The following is a 16,393-nucleotide window of genomic DNA, read 5'->3' on the forward strand; positions in this document are numbered from 1 at the left end:
CGCCGCCGAACAATTTTTGGGAAAACCCCCGCATCTTCGGATGCGGGGGTTTTCTGCGTTGGGCCCCCTTTCGGGGGCCCTTATTTGTTACAGGCGCCCCGCCGATTTCAGTGCCAAATACGCGTCCGCGAGTGCCGGCGCGAGATCGTCCGGTGTGGCGTCGACGACCGTGACGCCGTGGCGTCGCAATTGTTCCGCGGTGCGGTGGCGCTCCGACTGGGCCTGGGCGGCTGCGGCAGCCTCGTAGACGGCGTCGACATCGCCACGGGCCTTGGCCATGTCGGTGATGTGCGGGTCGGCCACCGATGCCAGCAATACCGTGTGGCGCTGGGTGAGCTGGGACAGGACCGGGAGCAGGCCCTCTTCGATGGGAGCTGCGTCCAGAGTGGTGAGCAGGACGATCAGGGAGCGCCGGGGGGACGTACGGAGAGCGGTGGCTGCAAGGCCTCTCGCATCCGTTTCGACGAGCTCCGGCTCCAGCGTGGCCATCGCGTTGACCAGTGCGGGAAGGACGTCGCCCGCGGTGCGGCCCTGGACCAGAGCGCGGACCTTACGGTCGTAGGCGAGGAGGTCTACGCGGTCGCCGGCGCGGGAGGCGAGGGCTGCGAGGAGGAGGGCCGCGTCCATCGAGGCGTCGAGGCGCGGTGCGTCGCCCACGCGGCCGGCCGAGGTGCGGCCGGTGTCGAGGACCAGGAGGATGTGGCGGTCGCGCTCAGGGCGCCAGGTGCGTACGGCGACCGTGGTCTGCCGAGCTGTGGCGCGCCAGTCGATGGAACGGGTGTCGTCGCCGGGGACGTATTCGCGCAGGCTGTCGAACTCCGTGCCCTCGCCCCGGGTGAGGACGCTGGTGCGGCCGTCCAGTTCGCGCAGGCGGGCCAGCTTCGAGGGCAGATGCTTTCGGCTGGTGAACGGGGGTAGGACGCGAACCGTCCAGGGGGCCTTGTGGGTGCCCTGGCGGGCGAACAGGCCGAGGGGGCCGTACGAGCGGATCGTGATGCGGTCGGCCTGGCGGTCGCCTCGTCGGGTGGGGCGTAGGCGGGTCGTGATGCGGCGGCGTTCGCCCGGGGGGACCGTGAGGCGGTGGCGGGAGGCAGTCGTTTCCGTGCCGGGCTGCCAGCTGCTGGGGGGCCAGGCGTCGCGGAGCCGGACGCGCAGGGGGCGGCGAGACGGATTGGTGAGGGTGAGGGTGACGTCCGCCGTGTCGCCGAGGCGTACGGAGGTGTCGCCGGAGCGGGTCAGGCCGAGGTGGCGCACGGGGGCGGCCAGTGCGAAGTCGCAGGCGCAGGCCACGGCCAAGGGGGCGTTGACCGCCAGGATTCCCGTCCAGCTGGGCTCCCAGATACCGACGGGGAGGGAGCCCAGGGCCGCGAGCAGGGCGGCGCGTCCGGTGAGCGCCATCAGCGGGGTACGGGGACGTGGGCGAGGATCGCGTTGATGACGGAGTCGGCCGTCACGCCTTCCATTTCGGCCTCCGGGCGCAGTTGCACGCGGTGGCGGAGGGTCGGGAGGGCCAGGGCCTTCACGTCGTCGGGGATGACGTAGTCGCGGCCGGTCAGCCAGGCCCAGGCGCGGGCGGTGGCCAGGAGGGCCGTGGCGCCTCGGGGGGAGACGCCGAGGGTGAGGGACGGCGACTCGCGGGTGGCGCGGCAGATGTCGACGACGTAGGCGGTGATCTCCGGGGAGATCGTCGTCTTGGCGACCGCCGCGCGGGCTGCTTCCAGGTCGGCCGGGCCCGCTACGGGGCGTACGCCGGCGGCGTGGAGGTCGCGTGGGTTGAAGCCCTCGGCGTGGCGGGTGAGGACGTCGATCTCGTCCTGGCGGGAGGGGAGGGGGATGGTGAGTTTGAGGAGGAAGCGGTCCAGCTGGGCTTCCGGGAGGGGGTAGGTGCCCTCGTACTCGACCGGGTTCTGGGTCGCCGCGACCAGGAAGGGGTCGGGGAGGGGGCGGGGGGTGCCGTCGACGGTGACCTGGCGTTCCTCCATGGCCTCCAGGAGGGACGACTGGGTCTTGGGGGGCGTGCGGTTGATCTCGTCGGCGAGGAGGAGGTTGGTGAAGACCGGGCCGGGCTGGAAGGAGAACTCGGCGCTGCGGGTGTCGTAGACCAGGGAACCGGTCACGTCGCTCGGCATGAGGTCGGGGGTGAACTGGACGCGCTTGGTGTCGAGTTCGAGGGCCGAGGCGAGGGCGCGGACCAGGAGGGTCTTGGCGACGCCGGGGACGCCTTCGAGGAGGACGTGGCCGCGGCAGAGCAGGGCGACGACGAGACCGGTGACGGCGGGGTCCTGGCCGACCACGGCCTTGGCGATCTCGGCGCGCAGGGCCTCCAGGGCGTCGCGGGCGGTGCCCGGGTCCCCGCTCGGCCCGGCGTTGTCAGTGGTCGGGTCCATCATGGACGGCGTACCTCTCTTTCGAGGGCGTCGAGTCGGTCGGCGAGTGCGATGAGTGCTGCGTCGTCGCTGGGCGGTGGTCCGAAGAGGAGGGCGTGCTGGTCCTGGCCGACGCCGTGGAGGTGGGCGGACAGGGCGGGGAGCAGGGCCTCGGGCGTGTGCGCCTGGGTGACGGGGACGCCTACGAGGGGGGCGAGGCGGGTGCGGGTGGTGGAGCGAAGAGCGTCGGCCGCGCGGTCGCGGGCGTCGGTCTTGCGGTAGAGGCGGGCACGGCCTTCGGCGGTTTCGGAGGCGCGGATCGCGACGGGGAGTTTTTCGGGCACGAGGGGGCCCAGTCGGCGTGCCCTCCAGAGGGCGGCCAGGGCTGCGGCGACGAAGAGCTGCAGGGTGCCCCAGAGCCAGCCCGAGGGGAGCAGGTCGAAGAAGCTGCGTTCGTCGTCGGTGCCGTTGGCCGACGTGTCGGAGAGCGAGGGGAGGTACCAGACCAGATGGGGGCGGGAGCCGAGGAGTTGGAGGGCGAGCGAGGCGTTGCCCTGCTCGTCGAGGCGGTCGTTGAGGAGGATGTCGGGCGCGCCGAGGGCGATGGTGTCGCCGTTCCTCTTCTCGTCCGGGAGGCGGAGCAGGGTGGCCAGGCGTTCGCTGGGGTAGCACGCGTCGGCGCCGAGGTGGGTGGTGGTGTAGCGGACGCCGCCGGTGTCGGCGGTGCCTGCGCGTCGGGCGGCGGGCAGGGCGCAGTCGGGGGCGAGCGTCGAGCCGAGGCTGGTAGCGGGGTCTGCGGTGACGCCGGGGGCGAGCCGTTCGACGGAGGCGCTGCCGGAGGCGACCAGGACGGTGCGGCCGCCGGAGTCGGCGAACGCCGCGTGCAGACGGGTCTGCTGAGCGGGGGTCAGCAGGTCGGGGGCGGCGACCAGGAGGCTCGTGTCCGGGCCGGCTGCGATGGCTGCCTCGTCCAGGGTGGTGACCACGCGGGTGTCCACGCCCCGGTCGGCGAGGAGTTCGGCGACGGCGCGGCTGCCGCCCGGGTCGGCGGAGCGCGGGTCGAGTTCGCCGTGGCGGGCGTCGGAGCGGACGACGGCGATGGCGACGGCTCCCGCGAGGAGCACCACGAGGGCGAGCGCGATGCCGCGGGCGCGGGTCCACACGTGGCGGGCGGTGGGCGAGGCCGAGGTGGACGCGAGGGTGGCCTCGGTGGTCATTCGGCGGCTCCCTGGCGGGTGTTGGGGGCCGTGGCGGCGCTGCTCGTCGCGAGCTGGGGCTTGGTGCGTTCCAGGTCGCGGTCGAGTTCCGCGATGCGGTGGTACGACTCGTCGGTCGCCGAGCGGCCGCCGTACGTCACATCGTCGAAGTCGCGGGCGGCGGTGCGCAGTCGGTCGGTGTGGGCGGGCAGGGCCCGGCCGGCTTCGGCTGCGGCCTCGTCTGCGGTGCGGCCGGGGCGGACGTCGAGGAGGGCGCGTTCCTCCAGGGCGCGGACGAGGGCGCGCATGCGTTCCTGGACGGCCTGGTTCCAGTGGCCCTGGGCGGCGTGCGCCTCAGCGGCGGCGCGGTGCTCAGCGGCGCTGCGGGGGCGGTCGTCGAACAGGGCTGCGGACGAGGTGGGTTGGCGGCGGGGGGTGCCCAGGCGCCACCACAGGGCGGCCAGGACCGCGATGACGGCCAGGATGATGACGATCAGGCCGAGTGTGCCGCCGGGGGTGGCGGTCGAGGCGGCGTTGAAGAGTTTGCCGAGCCATTCCCAGAAAGCGTCGAGGGCGCGCTGGAACAGGCTGGGGTCGTTCTCGTGGTACATCCGCTTGGACAGTTCGCGCCGGGCCGCCTCCCGCGCGGGGTCGCGCGGGATGGTGAGGGGCGGGTCGTCGGCGGAGCGGGCCGACGACAGCAGGGAGGTGTCGCCGGCGCTCAGCAGCGTCCGTATGCCGGCGCGTGGCAGCGCCGTTGTGAGAAGTTCCCCCGCCAGGCTCACCGCATCAGCTCCCCGGGGTGGCGCCGGGGGCGGTGGAGCCGTAGCCCTGGACACCGGCGGCGCGGGCCAGTTCGAGGTCGAGGGCCTCGCGGCGGATGCGCTGGTCGATGTAGAGGAGCACGGTGACGCCGGCCGTGATCGGGAACGTGATCATGGAGCCGATCACCGAGCCGATGCCGCTGATGATGAGGAACGACCAGCCGAGGCTGCCGACGCCGGTGTTGAGCCAGCCGGTGAGGCCGTCGCCGCTGAGGGCCGCGGCGAGGAGGGTGAAGGGGATGACGATGATCGAGGCGACGACGTTCGCGATGAGCGTGGCGAGCAGCTGGATGCCGAAGATCCGCCACCAGGTGCCCTGGACGAGTTTCGCGGAGCGGCTCATGGCCTTCTTGATGCCCTGCTTCTCCAGCATGAGGGCGGGAGAGGCGAGGGAGAAGCGGATCGCCAGCCACAGGGCGACGATGCCGGCGCCGATGATGCCGAGGACGGTGAGGGCGACGCCTGCGCCGCTGCTCCCGGCGACGGTCACGAGGAGGCCGGGCAGGGCTCCCACGGTGACGACGCCGACGGTGATGAGCAGCAACACGCAGATGAGGCCGAACAGTTTGAGGATCTGAGGGCGGGCGTCCCGCCAGGCGTCGCCGATGGTCACCGACTTGCCGAGCACGGCGCGGCTGGTGACGGTCGTGAGCAGAGCGGTCGCGATGACGGTGCCGACCAGGGAGATGACGAAGACGACGGAGGAGTTGAGCAGGGCGTCGCCCATGGCGCGGCTCAGCTCGCCGAGGGTGGCGCTGGGGTCGTTGAGGGCGTCGGTGCTGGAGTCGTCCAGGACGAGGCCCTGGAACAGGACGACGATGACCTCGGTGAGGACGGCGACGGTCAGCGAGATGCCGAGGACCGTGCGCCAGTAGGTGCGCATGGTGGAGACGGCGCCGTCGAGGATCTCGCCCACGCCGAGCGGGCGGAGCGGGATGACGCCGGGCTTGGCGGCGGGCGGGGGACCGCCCCAGCCGCCTCCCCAGCCGCCGGGGCGCCCGGGGGCGCCGTATCCGCCGTGGCCTGCGGGCCCGTGTCCGCCGGGGCCGTAGCCGCCGGGGGGCTGGTTGCCCCAGCCCGGGCCGGGGGGCGGGGGCGGGGGTGCCTGGCCGGGGACGGAGGGGCCGCTGGGGGCCGACCACTGGGCCGGTGGCGGCTGGTCCTTGGACCACTGCGGGCCGGGACCCTGCGGGGCCTGGCCGGGCCGGGCCGGCTGGTCCGCGGGCTGTGCGGGGCGGTCGGTGGGCTCGGCAGGGCCGGACTGGTCCGGCTTCTGGCCGTCGGACGGGGCGGATCCGGGCGAGGCCCAGCCCGGAGTGTCGTTCATCGTCGCTCCTTCACGGTGCCCGTCCGCGGGCGCGGCGGCAGGTTGGCAGCCATCGTGCCATGGGGTGGTCTTGGAGTGACCGGCCGCGGTATGGGCTGCGTACCTTCAATTGTCCGCTCGATTGGGGGCAGACTGACGGCATGGCTGATCAGTACGCGCACAGCGGCGATGACAAGCGGCCGACCGAGATCCCGGCGATCCGCTGGGAAGAGCCACCGGAAGGCCCCGTTCTGGTCCTGCTTGACCAGACGAGGCTGCCTGCCGAGGAGGTCGAACTGGTCTGTACGGACGCGTCCGCACTCGTGGAGGCGATCCGCTCGCTGGCCGTGCGCGGGGCACCGCTGCTCGGCATCGCGGGGGCGTACGGCGTCGCGCTCGCCGCCATGCGGGGCTTCGACGTGGACGAGGCGGCGGCCGCGCTGGCGGGTGCCCGGCCGACCGCGGTGAACCTGGCCGTGGGCGTGCGCAGGGCGCACTCGGCGCACGAGGCGGCGCTCGCCAAGGGTGGTGACGTCCGGCAGGCGGCCGCGGCGGCGCTTGCCGCGGCGCGGCAGCTGCACCGGGAGGACGCCGAGGCCAGCGGGCGGATGGCCGAGCACGGGCTGGCGCTGCTGGACGAGCTGCTGCCCGGCGGTGGGCACCGGGTCCTCACCCACTGCAACACCGGTTCGCTGGTGTCGGGCGGCGAGGGGACGGCGTTCGCGGTGGCGCTCGCGGCGCACCGGACGGGGCGGCTGCGGCGGCTGTGGGTGGACGAGACACGGCCGTTGCTGCAGGGCGCCCGTCTGACGGCGTACGAGGCGGCTCGCAGCGGGATGGCGTACACGCTGCTCACCGACAACGCGGCGGGGTCGCTGTTCGCCGCCGGGGAGGTGGACGCGGTGCTCATCGGGGCGGACCGCATCACGGCGGACGGTTCGGTGGCGAACAAGGTCGGGAGCTATCCGCTGGCGGTGCTGGCGCGGTACCACCATGTGCCGTTCATCGTGGTGGCGCCGGTGACGACGGTGGATCTGGACACGGCGGACGGGGCGTCCATCGAGGTGGAGCAGCGGCCAGGGCACGAGGTGACCGAGCTGACGGCGCCGCAGGTGCCGGTGGCCGGTACGGAGGCGGGCGGCGGGATTCTGATGGCGCCGCTGGGGACGCAGGCGTACAACCCGGCGTTCGACGTGACTCCGGCCGAGCTGGTGACGGCGATCGTCACGGAGGAGGGAGTCGTTTCGCCGGTGACCGCTGAGGCACTCGCCGAGGTGTGTGCGCGGTCGCACAGGGTCACGGCGGGCTGAGCCGGGCGCGGTGCGAGCTGTGGCGGGCGTGTGGGGCCTACAGATGGTGCGGGTCACGGCGGGCTGAGTCGGCCGCAGAGGAGGGTGGGCGGGGCCGGAGCTGGCTCCGGCACTCTCGTTCGCCGGCTCTCGTCGGTCTCGATCGGTCCTGGGCCCTTCGCCGCGCTCCGGGCCCGGGAACAGGGATGCCGGTGCCCGCGTCGAGATCATCGGGGGGCTGGCGAGGGCAGACAGTAGCGCTTGCTGCGACTATGGTCACTGGCCGGTGACCTACCTCACCACTGCCTTCGCCACTGTTATGAGAATGGGATGATGTCGTTTATGAAGGGACGAGTCCTTGTCGTCGACGACGACACCGCACTGGCCGAGATGCTCGGCATCGTGCTGCGTGGTGAGGGTTTCGAGCCGTCGTTCGTGGCCGACGGTGACAAGGCGCTGGCCGCGTTCCGCGAGGCCAAGCCCGATCTGGTGCTGCTCGACCTGATGCTGCCCGGCCGGGACGGCATCGAGGTGTGCCGCCTGATCAGGGCGGAGTCGGGCGTGCCGATCGTGATGCTGACCGCGAAGAGCGACACGGTCGACGTCGTCGTGGGCCTGGAATCGGGCGCCGACGACTACATCGTGAAGCCGTTTAAGCCGAAGGAGCTGGTGGCCCGGATCCGGGCGCGGCTCCGCAGGTCGGAGGAGCCCGCTCCGGAGCAGCTCGCCATCGGTGACCTGGTCATCGACGTGGCGGGGCACTCCGTGAAGCGGGACGGGCAGTCGATCGCGCTGACGCCGCTGGAGTTCGACCTGCTGGTCGCGCTCGCGCGCAAGCCGTGGCAGGTGTTCACGCGCGAGGTGCTGCTGGAGCAGGTCTGGGGTTACCGGCACGCGGCGGACACGCGGCTGGTCAACGTCCATGTGCAGCGGCTGCGCTCCAAGGTCGAGAAGGACCCGGAGAAGCCGGAGATCGTGGTGACCGTCCGTGGTGTCGGGTACAAGGCAGGGCCGAGCTGACATGACCGGCGACAGTGCCGCTTCGGCGCCCGGCCGGTCCGGGGCCCGCCCGGAGCGGCCTGTCGGGCGGAAGAAGTCCGGCTCCCGCTGGGCGCGGTTCCTGGAGAGCGGGCTGCTCCGGGGCGGGGTTCAGGGCAGCCCGGTCATCCGCTTGTTCATGCGGTGGGTGCGCCGGCCGCTGCTGCCCGTCATGCGGCTGTGGCGGCGCAACATCCAGCTCAAGGTCGTCGTCACGACCTTGCTGATGTCGCTGGGCGTGGTGCTGCTGCTGGGCTTCGTCGTCATCGGGCAGGTGCGCAACGGCCTGCTCGACGCCAAGGTGAAGGCGTCCCAGAGCCAGGCCACGGGTGGCTTCGCGGTGGCCAAGCAGCGGGCCGACGAGGCGGCGAGCGGCACCGGTGACGAGGCCGCCACCTCGGACGGGCGTCCCGCGCAGAACGTCACCCCGTGGATGAGCGACCTCGTCTCCTCGCTGTCCAGCGGCGGCCAGGGCGCCTTCGAGGTGGTGACGCTCCCGGCGTCCGACGCGGACGCCGCGGGTGGCCGCGGGCAGCGTGCCTCCGGCGAGGTGGACTGGAGCAGGAGCGTCCCCGCCGACCTGCGCGAGCGGATCGGCAGCAGTACGACGGCCGCGCAGAGCTACACCCGGATCATGTACAACAACCCGACCAAGGACTCCCAGCCGGGTCTGGTCATCGGCAAGCAGGTCAACGACCCCAACGGCGACCCGTACCAGCTCTACTACCTCTTCCCGCTCACCCAGGAGGAGAAGTCGCTGAGCCTGGTCAAGGGCACGTTGGCGACGGCCGGGCTGTTCGTCGTGGTCCTGCTCGGGGCCATCGCCTGGCTCGTCGTGCGGCAGGTCGTCACGCCGGTGCGGATGGCGGCGGGAATCGCGGAGCGGCTGTCGGCCGGGCGGCTTCAGGAACGTATGAAGGTCACCGGCGAGGACGACATCGCGCGGCTCGGTGAGGCCTTCAACAAGATGGCGCAGAACCTTCAGCTGAAGATCAGCCAGCTGGAGGACCTGTCGCGGATGCAGCGCAGGTTCGTGTCGGACGTGTCGCACGAGCTGCGTACGCCGCTGACGACCGTACGGATGGCCGCTGACGTCATCCACGAGGCGCGGGTGGACTTCGACCCGGTGACCGCGCGGTCGGCGGAGCTGCTCGCCGATCAGCTGGACCGGTTCGAGTCGTTGCTCGCGGACCTGCTGGAGATCAGCCGGTTCGACGCCGGCGCCGCGGCGCTGGAGGCGGAGCCGATAGACCTCAGGAACGTCGTACGGCGGGTGGTCAGCGGGGCCGAGCCGCTCGCGGAGCGCAAGGGCACGCAGATACGGATCCTGGGCGACCAGCAGCCCGTGGTCGCCGAGGCCGACGCCCGGCGCGTGGAGCGCGTGCTGCGCAACCTCGTCGTCAACGCCGTCGAGCACGGCGAGGGCAAGGATGTCGTCGTGAAGCTCGCCGCGGCGGGCGGTGCGGTCGCCGTGGCGGTGCGGGACTACGGGGTCGGGCTCAAGCCGGGTGAGGCGACCCGTGTGTTCAGCCGCTTCTGGCGGGCCGATCCGGCCCGCGCGCGTACCACGGGTGGTACGGGCCTGGGGCTGTCCATCGCCCTGGAGGACGCGCGGCTGCACGGCGGCTGGCTGCAGGCGTGGGGCGAGCCGGGCGGTGGCTCCCAGTTCCGGCTGACGCTGCCCAGGACCGCCGACGAGCCGCTGCGGGGCTCTCCGATACCGCTGGAGCCCAAGGACTCACGGCGGAACCGGGGCCTCGACGACGCCGGGCTGCCATGTGGCGGCGGGGACGGCGAGAAGCGGGCGACCGTGCCGGCGCAGCCGGTGAGCGGGTCGGTGCCGCAGGGGGCGAAGCGGGACCCGATACCGCCGCGTGTCGCCCCCACCGCGGACCCCACGGCGCTGCCCGGCAACGGTTCGCGTGTGGTGCCCAGGCCCGCCTCGGGCGCGCGGCGGCAGGACACGTCACCGGCGGACGAGCAGTCGGGTACTCGCGGGGCTGCGAGGGGTCAGGAGGGGCCCGGGCGCGACGAGGGTGACGATGGCCGGGCCGGACGGAATCCGGTGATCAACGGGCCGCGGGACGAGGGCAGCGGCAGGGAGAGCGAGCCGGGGGACGTGGACGACAGGCAAGGGGAGGCATCTCGTGGGCGCTGACCGCGAGGGGCGCGGCCGGCGCAGGCCCGCGCGCGTGATGGCGTATGCCGCCGGTGGTGTCCTGGTGCTGGCGGGGTGCGCCTCGATGCCGGACAGCGGAGATCTGCGGGGCGTGGAGTCCACCCCGCGCCAGGAGACCCAGGTGCGGGTCTTCGCCGTGCCGCCGGGGGAGGACGCGCCGCCCTCGGAGATCGTGCAGGGCTTCCTGGAGGCGCTCACCAGCGACGACCCGCACTACAAGACCGCGCGCCAGTACCTGACCGGCGAAGCCGCGAAGGAGTGGCGGCCCGAGGCGTCCGCCACGGTGCTGACCGACGGACCCGGTGCCAAACCCGAGGCGGGCGGCGGCGGGGAGGACACCGGCGAAATCTCGTACATGCTGACCGGCACCAAGGTCGCCACCGTCGACGCGCAGCAGGCCTACGCGCCGGCGACCGGGGCATACGGCAGGAGCGTGCACCTGACGCAGGACAGCAAGCGGCAGTGGCGGATCGACGCGCTGCCGCAGGGTGTCGTCATCGGCGAGTCGGACTTCCTGCGCAACTACATGTCCGTCAGCAAGTACTACTTCGCCTCGAACACCGACGCCGCCGGGTCGAAGCCCCAGCCCACGGCGGTCGCCGACCCCGTCTACGTGCGCCGGCGCGTGGATCCCATGACACAGATGGTGAACTCCCTGCTCAACGGGCCCACGCGATGGCTCGGGCCCGTGGTCAGGTCGAGCTTCCCCACCGGTACGGCGCTGGCGAAGGACGCCGGCGCCCTGACGCCCGACGACCGGAACAAGCTGACGATCCCGCTCAACCACAAGGCGGCGGGCGTCGGCACCAACCGGTGCCAGGAGATGGCCGCCCAGATTCTGTTCACGCTGCGCAACCTCAGCCCGGCCGTGGACGAGGTCGGGCTGCGGGCCGGCGGGTCGGAGCTGTGCTCGCTCACGCGGGGGGCAGCCGACGCGGCGGCCTCACGGAGCTCGGCGCGGCACCCCGACTACCTGTACTTCGTGGACGGCAAGCACCGGCTCGTACGGATCCCCACGGGCAGCAGCGGCACCGACCCGGACGCGGCGCCGGGGGCGCTCGGCGAGGGCGACACGGCGCTGCGGTCGGCGGCGGTCTCACGTGACGAGCACACCGCGGCAGGCGTCAGCCTCGACGGCAGATCGCTGTACGTGGGGTCGCTGGTCTCGGGCGGTTCGCTGGGCGAGCCGCTGCTGCGCAGCCAGGGCCGGGCCGAGAAGGACCGGCTGACGACCCCCAGCTGGGACGCGGACGACGGCCTGTGGGTGGCCGACCGCGACCCCGAGCATCCCCGGCTGCTCCTCTTCGAGGAGGGCAAGGGCGATCCGGTGGAGGTGCGGATGCCGCACCTGGACGGACGGATCCAGTCCGTGCGGGTGGCCGCCGACGGGGTGCGCATCGCGCTCGTCGTGGAGAAGGGCGGCAAGAAGACCCTGCTCATCGGGCTGATCGAGCGGGACGGCAAGCCGGGTGGGAAGCCGGCCGTCAGCGTGGTCGAACTGCGCTCCGCGACGCCGGAGTTGGAGCAGGTCACGACCATGTCGTGGGCCGGGGACAGTCGGCTCGTGGTGGTCGGACGCGAGCACGGTGGCGTCGAGCAGATGCGGTACGTCCAGGTCGACGGCTCCACGCCGGACGTGCCGGCGCCCGCGGCCCTGACGGGCGTCAAGGAGGTCACGGCTGCCGAGGACGACCAGGTGCCGCTGGTGGCGTACTCGGTGGACGGCATCGTCCGCCTGCCGTCGGGCGAGCAGTGGAAGAAGGTGACGGAGGGGACGGCGCCGGTCTATCCGGGGTGAGGTGTGAGCGCCCGGTGGCAGAGGTGGCCGGGGTGCTCGGGGGTGGGTGGCCGCTCCTGCCGAGGTCGACTCGGGAGGAGCGGCCTTTGCTGTTCCCGGGGGTGCGAAGGGGGCCGCTGACCGCGTCTCCTGCGGGGGTCGCCCCTACGGGGGCCGCTCGTGTGGGGGACGCGCCGGTGGCGGAGCGCTGGGTTGTCCACAGGCCGTTGTCCACAGGGGTGGCAGGGTCGGGCCGGTGTCGGCACAGTGGAAGTCATGCGGGGGTGGTGGCAGGACCTCACCGACCTGGTGCTGCCGGGCGAGTGCGGAGGCTGCGGAGTGCCTCGTACGGTGCTGTGCGCGCGGTGCCGTGCGGCGCTGAGCGGAGCTGCGGTGCACCGGGTGCGGCCGGTGCCGGAGCCGCCCGGGCTGCCCGTGGTGCACGCGGCCGCCCGGTACGCGGACGAGGTCCGGGCGACGCTGCTGGCCCACAAGGAGCGCGGTGCCCTGGCGCTCGCCGGACCGCTCGGGGTGGCGCTGGCGGGAGCCGTGCGGGCGGGGCTCCGGCGCGCCTCTGCTCCGGCGGGGGGCGGGGCGGTGTGGTCGCGGGGCGGCAGGGCTCCTGTGCTGCTCGTGCCGGTGCCGTCCGGGCGGCGCTCCGTGCGGGCCCGGGGGCATGATCCGGCGCGGCGGATCGCGCTCGCGGCCGCGGGTGAGTTGCGGCGGAGGGGACTTCCGGCGCGGGTGGTCGGGGTGCTGCGGCAGCGGCGGACCGTGGCCGACCAGTCGGGGCTCAACTCCCGGCAGCGGCTGGACAATCTCGCGGGCGCTCTGGCGGTGGCTCCCGCAGGGGCGCGGCTGCTCTGCGGGGGGCCGGTCGTCCTCGTCGACGACGTGATGACCACGGGTGCCTCCCTGGCGGAGGCCGCGCGAGCCGTACGGGCGGCCTCGTCCGCGCCCGGGGTCCCGTCCGGGGCGTCGGGGCCGATTCCGAACGCCGTGTGGACTTCGGCCGTGTACGGGGGAGAGACGTGGGAAAGCAGAGAGGAACAGAACGTCGGATCAAGGCGAGAGAGGACGGGCGTGCGGCCCGCCCGGCAGGGAAACGCGGGCGCGGGTGACGCCGGCAGAGTTGTTGACGTGGTGTGCGCGGCAGTGGTCGCGGCATCACCGGACTCTTTCGAAATAAACCGGAACTGACTGAGATCTTGTGTCGTTGCAGGTAACGAGAGGGCCTATTCACCTGAACGGAGGTACGCCGCAGTAGAGGGTGACGACATCCGTCCGGGCGAGATATGTTCAGTTGAGAGGGAAAGCCGCAGGCCACACCTCTCAAAACCGAATGCCGTGCTGCGGGTTTTTCATCATCACTCGCGACGGTGGAGTGGAGATCTCGCTCACGGGGGAGGAGGTGGAAGTCACCGAGTCCGAGGTTCCGGGACTCACCGGAGCCTGGTGCAAAAGGGAGACGCTCCGCACCGAAGCGGAGCGATCCGGGAACGGAGTTCTGCGTGGACATCGTCGTCAAGGGCCGCAAGACCGAGGTGCCCGAGCGGTTCCGGAAGCACGTGGCCGAGAAGCTGAAGCTGGAGAAGATCCAGAAGCTCGATGGCAAGGTGATCAGCCTCGACGTCGAGGTGTCCAAGGAGCCCAACCCCCGGCAGGCCGACCGTTGCGACCGAGTGGAGATCACCCTTCGCTCCCGCGGTCCGGTGATCCGGGCGGAGGCAGCGGCGAGCGATCCGTACGCGGCGCTCGACCTGGCGGCGGAAAAGCTGGAAGCCCGGCTGCGCAGGCAGCACGACAAGCGGTACTCGCGCCGCGGCGCGCGCCGGATCCCGGCCGCCGAGGTCGCCGACCACGTCCCGGGCGTGGCGACGCTCAACGGAAACGGCCTCGTGCCGGCTCCCGAGGAGGAGCCCGAGGCCGTACCCACGAAGAAGATCGGCTCGCTGGAAGTGCAGGGTGACGGCCCCATCGTCGTCCGCGAGAAGACCCACGTCGCAGCACCCATGACCCTCGACCAGGCTCTCTACGAGATGGAACTGGTCGGGCACGACTTCTACCTGTTCGTCGACTCCGAGACCAAGGAACCGAGTGTCGTCTACCGACGGCACGCCTACGACTACGGCGTGATCCACCTCAGCACGGACACGATGGTCACCCAGGCGCACTCCCCGGACGCGGGCGGTGCGCTCGGCGGCTGACCATGCCGGGTGACAGCGGAACAGGTGCCCCTGGAGCGCGTGTGCGCCCCCAGGGGCACCCCCGTGCGACCACTTCGCGCCCCGCTCCGGCACCCCGGTGCCGTCCGGGCATGAAATCATGGTGGCCACGGCCCAACCGGTGGGTCGTTGCTCTGGGTTGGCGATGGCTCAGGACCTCAGGCCACAGCCTTCAGGGGGAGGAACGATGGCGGACAGCTTCGGACCGATGCGTGACGAGGATGCCGACGACGGCGTCGTCGGCATGGGCCCGGACTCGGGGACTCCACGCAAGGAACCGATCAGAGTCCTCGTGGTGGACGACCACGCCCTGTTCCGCCGTGGCCTGGAGATCGTGCTCGCGGCCGAGGAGGACATCCAGGTCATCGGGGAGGCCGGCGACGGCGCCGAGGCCGTCGAGAAGGCCGCCGACCTGCTGCCCGACATCGTCCTGATGGACGTGCGGATGCCCAAGCGGGGCGGGATCGAGGCGTGCACCTCCATCAAGGAGGTGGCACCCAGCGCCAAGATCATCATGCTGACGATCAGCGACGAGGAAGCCGATCTCTACGACGCCATCAAGGCGGGTGCGACCGGCTATCTCCTCAAGGAGATCTCCACGGACGAGGTGGCCACCGCCATTCGCGCGGTGGCCGACGGGCAGTCGCAGATCAGCCCGTCCATGGCGTCGAAACTCCTCACGGAGTTCAAGTCGATGATCCAGCGCACGGACGAGCGCCGGCTGGTGCCCGCGCCGCGCCTGACCGACCGCGAACTGGAAGTTCTGAAGCTGGTCGCCACGGGAATGAACAACCGTGACATCGCCAAGGAGTTGTTCATCTCCGAGAACACCGTGAAGAACCACGTCCGCAACATCCTGGAGAAGCTGCAGCTGCACTCCAGGATGGAAGCGGTGGTGTACGCGATGCGGGAGAAGATCCTCGAGATCCGTTAGGGACCGAATCTCGCCGAACCGGTCTCGCCCAGGGACCCGGCTCGGCCAGAGCCCCCGGTCTCAGCCGAGGAGGCCGGCGAGTTCCTTCGTCAGGGGCTCGCGCAGGTCAGGTGCGTCGACCCGCTCCACGCGGACGGTCGTGCAGTCCACCCAGGTCGCCGCCTCCGCCAGGGCCTGGGCGACCGCCGGCACGGCCTTCGGGCCGTCCAGCGTGACCTGCTTGGCCACCAGCGTGCGGCCCTCGCGGGCCGGGTCCACGCGGCCGACGAGACGCCCGCCGGCCAGCACCGGCATCGCGAAGTAGCCGTACACGCGCTTCTGTTTGGGGACGTAGGCCTCCAAGCGGTGGGTGAAGCCGAAGATCCGCTCCGTGCGCGCCCGCTCCCAGATGAGGGAGTCGAACGGGGACAGGAGCGTGGTGCGGTGGCGGCCGCGCGGCGGCGTCTCAAGGGCCGCGGGGTCGGCCCACGCCGGCTTGCCCCAGCCCTCGACCGAGACCGGGACCAGGCCCGATTCCGCGATCACCGCGTCGACCTGCTCGCCCTTGAGCCGGTGGTAGTCGGCGATGTCCGCGCGGGTGCCGACCCCGAGGGAACGGCCCGCCAGGCCGACCAGACGGCGCAGGCACTCGGTGTCGTCCAGCTCGTCGTGCAGCAGCTCCTTGGGGACGGCGCGCTCGGCGAGGTCGTAGAGGCGCTTCCAGCCTCGGCGCTCCACGCAGACCACCTCGCCGTACATCAGGGCGCGTTCGACGGCGACCTTGGAGCCGGACCAGTCCCACCAGTCGCTCGTCCTCTTCGCGCCGCCCAACTCCGTCGCGGTGAGGGGGCCTTCGGAGCGGAGCTGCTTGATGACCTGGTCGTAGGCGCCGTCGGGGAGCTCGTGGTTCCAATGCGGGCGGTTGCGGTAGGCGCGGCGGCGGAAGGCGAAGTGGGGCCACTCCTCGATGGGGAGGATGCAGGCGGCATGGGACCAGTACTCGAAGGAGTGCGTGTCCTGCCAATAGGCGTCCTCGACCGTCTTGCGGCCCACGGCGCCCAGGCGGGCGTACGGCACGAGTTCGTGGGAGCGGGCCAGGACCGAGATCGTGTCGAGCTGTATCGCGCCCAGGTGGCGGAGGATGCCACGGACGCCGGAGCGGCGGTCGGGCGCGCCGAGGAAGCCCTGGGCGCGGAGCGCGATTCTGCGGGCCTCGTCGGCGGAGAGGTCTGCGATGGGGCGCGGGGTGGTCATGGCCGCAGAGTAGGGGGTGGGACTGA

Annotated in this window: 13 protein-coding genes; 7 read left to right on the plus strand and 6 right to left on the minus strand. The window is 72.2% G+C overall.

Translation table 11 applies throughout. The annotated features are described in order from the left end of the window. Positions 1 to 87 precede the first annotated feature (87 nt). From IE153_RS04970 to IE153_RS04990, 5 genes are read right to left on the minus strand one after another with little or no spacing between them, the layout of a single operon-like run. The gene (locus IE153_RS04970; protein ID WP_189588564.1) at positions 88 to 1,398 is read right to left on the minus strand and encodes a DUF58 domain-containing protein; all 1,311 of its coding nucleotides are present in this window, start codon (positions 1,396 to 1,398) and stop codon (positions 88 to 90) included. Next, positions 1,398 to 2,387: an AAA family ATPase gene (locus tag IE153_RS04975; protein WP_097216985.1), complete on the minus strand. Its 990-nt coding sequence runs from the start codon at positions 2,385 to 2,387 to the stop codon at positions 1,398 to 1,400. The genes IE153_RS04970 and IE153_RS04975 overlap by 1 nt, the downstream gene beginning before the upstream one ends. Then, entirely contained in the window at positions 2,387 to 3,583 is a 1,197-nt protein-coding gene (locus IE153_RS04980) for a DUF4350 domain-containing protein (RefSeq protein WP_189588565.1), read from the minus strand. The genes IE153_RS04975 and IE153_RS04980 overlap by 1 nt, the downstream gene beginning before the upstream one ends. Further along, positions 3,580 to 4,347 carry a DUF4129 domain-containing protein gene (locus IE153_RS04985; protein WP_189588566.1) on the minus strand — a complete coding sequence of 256 codons (768 nt, stop codon included), beginning with the start codon at positions 4,345 to 4,347 and terminating at the stop codon, positions 3,580 to 3,582. The genes IE153_RS04980 and IE153_RS04985 overlap by 4 nt, the downstream gene beginning before the upstream one ends. Before the next feature lie 4 nt (positions 4,348 to 4,351). After that, a complete protein-coding gene (locus IE153_RS04990; RefSeq protein WP_189588567.1) occupies positions 4,352 to 5,713 on the minus strand; it encodes a proline-rich domain-containing protein in 1,362 nt (453 codons plus the stop codon). Between the two features lie 140 nt (positions 5,714 to 5,853). On the opposite strand from IE153_RS04990, the gene mtnA reads away from it, so the two are divergent. The 7 genes from mtnA to IE153_RS05025 all read left to right on the plus strand — a co-directional run bounded on the left by mtnA (position 5,854) and on the right by IE153_RS05025 (position 15,134). Further along, positions 5,854 to 7,002 carry an S-methyl-5-thioribose-1-phosphate isomerase gene (gene mtnA / locus IE153_RS04995; protein WP_189588568.1) on the plus strand — a complete coding sequence of 383 codons (1,149 nt, stop codon included), beginning with the start codon at positions 5,854 to 5,856 and terminating at the stop codon, positions 7,000 to 7,002. A 309-nt stretch (positions 7,003 to 7,311) separates the two neighbouring features. Further along, entirely contained in the window at positions 7,312 to 8,001 is a 690-nt protein-coding gene (gene mtrA / locus IE153_RS05000) for a two-component system response regulator MtrA (RefSeq protein ID WP_009188938.1), read from the plus strand. Between the two features lies 1 nt (position 8,002). Continuing rightward, on the plus strand, positions 8,003 to 10,177 hold the full coding sequence (gene mtrB, locus IE153_RS05005; protein ID WP_189588569.1) for an MtrAB system histidine kinase MtrB: 2,175 nt from the start codon (positions 8,003 to 8,005) through the stop codon (positions 10,175 to 10,177). Further along, positions 10,167 to 11,996: an LpqB family beta-propeller domain-containing protein gene (locus tag IE153_RS05010; protein WP_189588570.1), complete on the plus strand. Its 1,830-nt coding sequence runs from the start codon at positions 10,167 to 10,169 to the stop codon at positions 11,994 to 11,996. The genes mtrB and IE153_RS05010 overlap by 11 nt, the downstream gene beginning before the upstream one ends. 255 nt (positions 11,997 to 12,251) lie before the next feature. After that, entirely contained in the window at positions 12,252 to 13,175 is a 924-nt protein-coding gene (locus tag IE153_RS05015) for a ComF family protein (RefSeq protein WP_189588571.1), read from the plus strand. 311 nt (positions 13,176 to 13,486) lie between these two features. After that, a complete protein-coding gene (gene hpf / locus IE153_RS05020) occupies positions 13,487 to 14,182 on the plus strand; it encodes a ribosome hibernation-promoting factor, HPF/YfiA family (RefSeq protein WP_030837593.1) in 696 nt (231 codons plus the stop codon). Positions 14,183 to 14,387: 205 nt separating this feature from the next. Then, positions 14,388 to 15,134: a response regulator gene (locus IE153_RS05025; RefSeq protein WP_107455305.1), complete on the plus strand. Its 747-nt coding sequence runs from the start codon at positions 14,388 to 14,390 to the stop codon at positions 15,132 to 15,134. A 60-nt stretch (positions 15,135 to 15,194) separates the two neighbouring features. Here IE153_RS05025 and IE153_RS05030 read toward each other — a convergent pair whose 3' ends face one another. Continuing rightward, the gene (locus IE153_RS05030; RefSeq protein ID WP_189588572.1) at positions 15,195 to 16,367 is read right to left on the minus strand and encodes a winged helix-turn-helix domain-containing protein; all 1,173 of its coding nucleotides are present in this window, start codon (positions 16,365 to 16,367) and stop codon (positions 15,195 to 15,197) included. Between the last annotated feature and the right edge of the window lie 26 nt (positions 16,368 to 16,393).

This window comes from Streptomyces massasporeus, from assembly GCF_014648995.1.
GTDB classification, from domain to species: Bacteria; Actinomycetota; Actinomycetes; order Streptomycetales; family Streptomycetaceae; genus Streptomyces; species Streptomyces massasporeus.

Bases quoted from the DNA above. Each gene is read 5' to 3' on its own strand.
- IE153_RS04970 (WP_189588564.1), bottom strand. From the start codon at position 1,398: ATGGCGCTCACCGGACGCGCCGCCCTGCTCGCGGCCCTGGGCTCCCTC.
- IE153_RS04975 (WP_097216985.1), bottom strand. From the start codon at position 2,387: ATGGACCCGACCACTGACAACGCCGGGCCGAGCGGGGACCCGGGCACC.
- IE153_RS04980 (WP_189588565.1), bottom strand. From the start codon at position 3,583: ATGACCACCGAGGCCACCCTCGCGTCCACCTCGGCCTCGCCCACCGCC.
- IE153_RS04990 (WP_189588567.1), bottom strand. From the start codon at position 5,713: ATGAACGACACTCCGGGCTGGGCCTCGCCCGGATCCGCCCCGTCCGAC.
- mtnA (WP_189588568.1), top strand. From the start codon at position 5,854: ATGGCTGATCAGTACGCGCACAGCGGCGATGACAAGCGGCCGACCGAG.
- mtrA (WP_009188938.1), top strand. From the start codon at position 7,312: ATGATGTCGTTTATGAAGGGACGAGTCCTTGTCGTCGACGACGACACC.
- mtrB (WP_189588569.1), top strand. From the start codon at position 8,003: ATGACCGGCGACAGTGCCGCTTCGGCGCCCGGCCGGTCCGGGGCCCGC.
- IE153_RS05015 (WP_189588571.1), top strand. From the start codon at position 12,252: ATGCGGGGGTGGTGGCAGGACCTCACCGACCTGGTGCTGCCGGGCGAG.
- IE153_RS05025 (WP_107455305.1), top strand. From the start codon at position 14,388: ATGGCGGACAGCTTCGGACCGATGCGTGACGAGGATGCCGACGACGGC.
- IE153_RS05030 (WP_189588572.1), bottom strand. From the start codon at position 16,367: ATGACCACCCCGCGCCCCATCGCAGACCTCTCCGCCGACGAGGCCCGC.